Origin of the sequence: Candidatus Symbiopectobacterium sp., from assembly GCF_020054415.1 — a bacterium.
Lineage (GTDB): Bacteria > Pseudomonadota > Gammaproteobacteria > Enterobacterales > Enterobacteriaceae > Symbiopectobacterium.
In genome coordinates this window covers 1-3,725 of record NZ_JAHWCO010000223.1, presented here as the reverse complement: position 1 = coordinate 3,725, position 3,725 = coordinate 1, and the positions used below count along the sequence as shown (strand labels likewise).

The window sequence follows — 3,725 nt, the reverse complement described above, 5'->3', positions numbered from 1 at the left end:
GTGCTGCGGGCGTACGCCGATGGCCACTTTACTCGATGGAAAACGGATCTGGGCAGAAAAGAATCTGAACCATATGTAATCTGACAGACACCTGTATAAATAATCGGTAACTGTCAGATCAGGTCTGAGCTAGTACACCCTACGCGTTAATGTGTGTCTATAGCGACTTGCCGCTATCAACAACACACTGACGTTGCTATCGGTGCCTTCGGGCCCCGATATTTCCGCCCACTGACCATCACAACATCTTGCGAATGACGTAGTGCAAAATACCACCGTGCTGATAATAGGTCAGCTCATTACGGGTATCGATACGGCAACGAGTTTGAATAACCTGCGCGTGTCCCTGACTGTCCGTGAGGGTGACGTCCACCGTAGCTCCCTGCACCAAGGCTTGCAGGCCCGCTATCGAGACACGCTCTTCACCCGTCAGCCCTAAGGTTTTACGCGTCACGCCGGGGGCAAACTCCAGCGGTAAAATCCCCATGCCAATCAAATTGGAGCGGTGGATGCGCTCAAACGACTCCGCAATCACCACTCTGACCCCGAGCAACCGCGGCCCTTTTGCTGCCCAGTCGCGGCTGGAGCCCGAGCCGTACTCTTTTCCGGCAATCAACGCCAACGCTACCTGTTCATCCTGATAGCGCATAGCCGCGTCGTAAATGGCCATAACGTTTTGTGAGGGGATATGCCGCGTGTAGCCCCCTTCCGTGCCTGGCACCATCTCATTGCGAATGCGTACATTGGCGAACGTGCCACGCATCATCACCTCATGGTTACCCCGACGTGAACCGTAGGAGTTAAAAACCTCCACGCCGACCCCGCGATCGAGTAAGTAACGGCCCGCCGGGCTCTCTTTTTTGATGCTGCCCGCAGGAGAAATATGATCGGTGGTAACCGAATCCCCCAGCAGAGCAAGAATTCGCGCCCCGTGAATATCCTGTATAGGATCGGGGTCTTTGCCCATGGTGGTAAAAAACGGGGTTTCACGAATATAGGTAGAATCCTGCGGCCATTCGTAGGTGGGGTTATCCCCTACGTCTATCGCCTGCCACTCGGGAGTACCTTCAAAAACAGCAGCGTACTCCTTATGAAACAGGTCGACGCTAACATGCTGCACAGCGTCGGAAACGTCCTTCGCCGAGGGCCAAATATCTTTCAAGAACACCGGTTCACCGTTGTGTCCTTCGCCCAGCGGATCGCGGGTCAAATCGAGCGTCATATTGCCCGCCAATGCATAAGCGACCACCAATGGCGGCGAGGCTAGCCAATTGGTTTTCACCAGCGGGTGGATGCGTCCCTCAAAGTTACGGTTGCCCGAGAGAACGGCACCAACCGTCAAGTCGGCGGCCTTAATCGCCTGTTCTATTGGTTCCGTCAATGGCCCTGAGTTACCAATACAGGTGGTACAGCCATACCCTACCAATTGAAACCCTAGCGCATCGAGATAAGGCATTAAGCCCGCTTTGGCGAAATAATCCGGAACGACTTTGGAACCGGGTGCCAGCGAGGTCTTCACCCAAGGTTTACGTCGCAGGCCGCGCTCTACCGCATGCTTTGCCAACAACCCCGCAGCCATCAAAACGCTGGGATTGGAGGTATTGGTGCACGAGGTGATCGCCGCAATCACGACAGCCCCCTGCCGTAGCGAAAAGGTTTCACCCGACCATGTCACGTCAACCGCATCGGCCCCCGCTTTGCCACTGCTGACATCCAGTTCGCGACTTGCGGTAAACGCAGCGTGCACCTGTGCCAACGCGACGCGATCCTGTGGGCGCTTTGGACCCGCCAAACTGGTTTCCACCGTCCCCATATCTAACGCCAACTGGCTGGTAAAACGAGGTTCGTCCCCCGGATGCCGCCATAGCCCCTGTGCTTTGCTGTAAGCTTCTACCAGCGCTATCTGTTCGTCGCTGCGGTTGGTTAAGCGCAAATAGGCCAAGGTGACATCATCGATAGGGAAAAAGCCGCAAGTGGCACCATATTCGGGTGCCATGTTGGCAATGGTTGCCCGGTCCGCCAGGGCCAGGTTATCCAGTCCATCGCCGTAAAATTCAACAAATTTTCCGACAACGCCGTGCTTACGCAGCATTTGTGTAACGGTAAGCACCAAGTCGGTTGCCGTGATACCCTCCCCCAGCTTTCCGCTGAGTTTGAAACCCACCACATCCGGCAACAACATCGAAACCTGTTGTCCTAACATGGCGGCTTCGGCTTCAATACCACCAACGCCCCACCCCAGCACACCTAACCCGTTAATCATGGTGGTGTGTGAATCGGTACCGACCAGTGTGTCGGGATAGGCGATGGATTTGTCCTCCACGGTTTCACACCATACGGCGTTAGCCAAATACTCCAGATTGACCTGATGGCAAATGCCAGTCCCCGGTGGCACCACGCGGAAATGACGAAATGCCTTTTGCCCCCAGCGTAAAAACTGGTAACGCTCATGGTTACGCGTCATCTCAAGCCGCGTGTTTTCTACCAGCGCCTGCGGATCGCCAAAATGGTCAACCGTCACCGAGTGATCTATCACCAGATCGACGGGTGAAAGCGGATTCACCCTGTTGACCTCTCCTCCCAGACGGTGCACGGCATTGCGCATTGCCGCCAAATCCACCACGGCAGGTACGCCGGTAAAATCCTGCATCAGCACGCGTGCAGGACGGAATGCAATTTCGCGATCTGAATGGCCGTGTTCCAACCACGCGGATACCGCGTCGAGATCTGCCTGTTGCACCGTCTCGCCATCGAGATGACGCAACAAGTTCTCCAGCAGCACGGCCAGAGACTTCGGTAATTTATTTAATGAGCCTAACGATTTTTCAGCCTGTGACAGGCTGTAGTAATGATAAGTCTGTTGCCGGACATTGAGCCTATCAAGATAGGCGTTGTATAGCGCCTGTGACATGCTGCCTCCCGATGGCTTGACAGGTTATCGATATTATTGGACCGCACTGTCACAGGAGAAAGATATCCAGCTGCTTCATACGGTCTTGTTTAAAGATAGCACAAACAAAAAATAACGTTTTAGTAACAAGGTGCATATTCGCATCGTGATCGATCAGTGATTCGCATGACAATCGATCACGATTTCGCATGAAAGGCCGATCACTGATTCGCGTCGTATCGATCACTCCGGGACTTAACTCTTTTAACCTCCTATCCATTCGCAGTTTCTACTGAAATGGAGATAACGATGGTCAGAAAGAGAAAAAGCAGGAGTCCCATGGAGACCTGTCTTCAGATCTTCAAACTCAAATTTGAGCGCAACCAGTCTAATCGCACCATCGCCGCCGCTCTCAGGGTCAGCCATTCCACGGTGTATGAGGTACTCTCCCGTTTTACCGCCGCATCTCTGTCGTGGCCATTTCCTGATGCGCTCTTGCCAGAAAAACTGGAAAATATGCTGTTCCCCACCCGCAGAATGCGCACCCCGGAGCTTATCGCGCCGGACTGGCTGTATATCGATACCGAGCTAAGACGGCCAGGGGTTGCCAGGCAGCTGTTGTGGATAGAATACAGCACCGAAACCGGAGAAATGGCGCTGGGCTACGGCTTTGTTGAATAAATAGAACTGTTGTGTAATCATCGGAGCAGATCACCACAGTTGTTTCAAAATCAGGTCTCCATGGCAAAACAAAATTTTAAAATCACCAACTGGCCCTCTTGTAACAAGGCCCTCAAGCAGCGCGGTTCTCTAACCGTATGGCTAGATGAATCAG

The 3,725-nt window shown here is 53.4% G+C and carries 2 protein-coding genes and 1 pseudogene; 2 read left to right on the top strand and 1 reads right to left on the bottom strand.

Going from position 1 to position 3,725, the window contains the following annotated elements; all coding sequences use genetic code 11:
* Nucleotides 1-238: 238 nt before the first annotated feature.
* The gene (gene acnA, locus QZ506_RS06620; RefSeq protein ID WP_291969942.1) at nt 239-2,911 is read right to left on the bottom strand and encodes an aconitate hydratase AcnA; all 2,673 of its coding nucleotides are present in this window, start codon (nt 2,909-2,911) and stop codon (nt 239-241) included.
* Between the two features lie 318 nt (nt 2,912-3,229).
* Between acnA and QZ506_RS06615 the strand changes: the two genes are divergently transcribed.
* Both QZ506_RS06615 and QZ506_RS06610 read left to right on the top strand, forming a co-directional pair.
* Nucleotides 3,230-3,571: a hypothetical protein gene (locus QZ506_RS06615; protein ID WP_291969940.1), complete on the top strand. Its 342-nt coding sequence runs from the start codon at nt 3,230-3,232 to the stop codon at nt 3,569-3,571.
* 60 nt (nt 3,572-3,631) lie between these two features.
* Nucleotides 3,632-3,725, top strand: a pseudogene (locus QZ506_RS06610) (IS5/IS1182 family transposase); the annotation flags it as partial.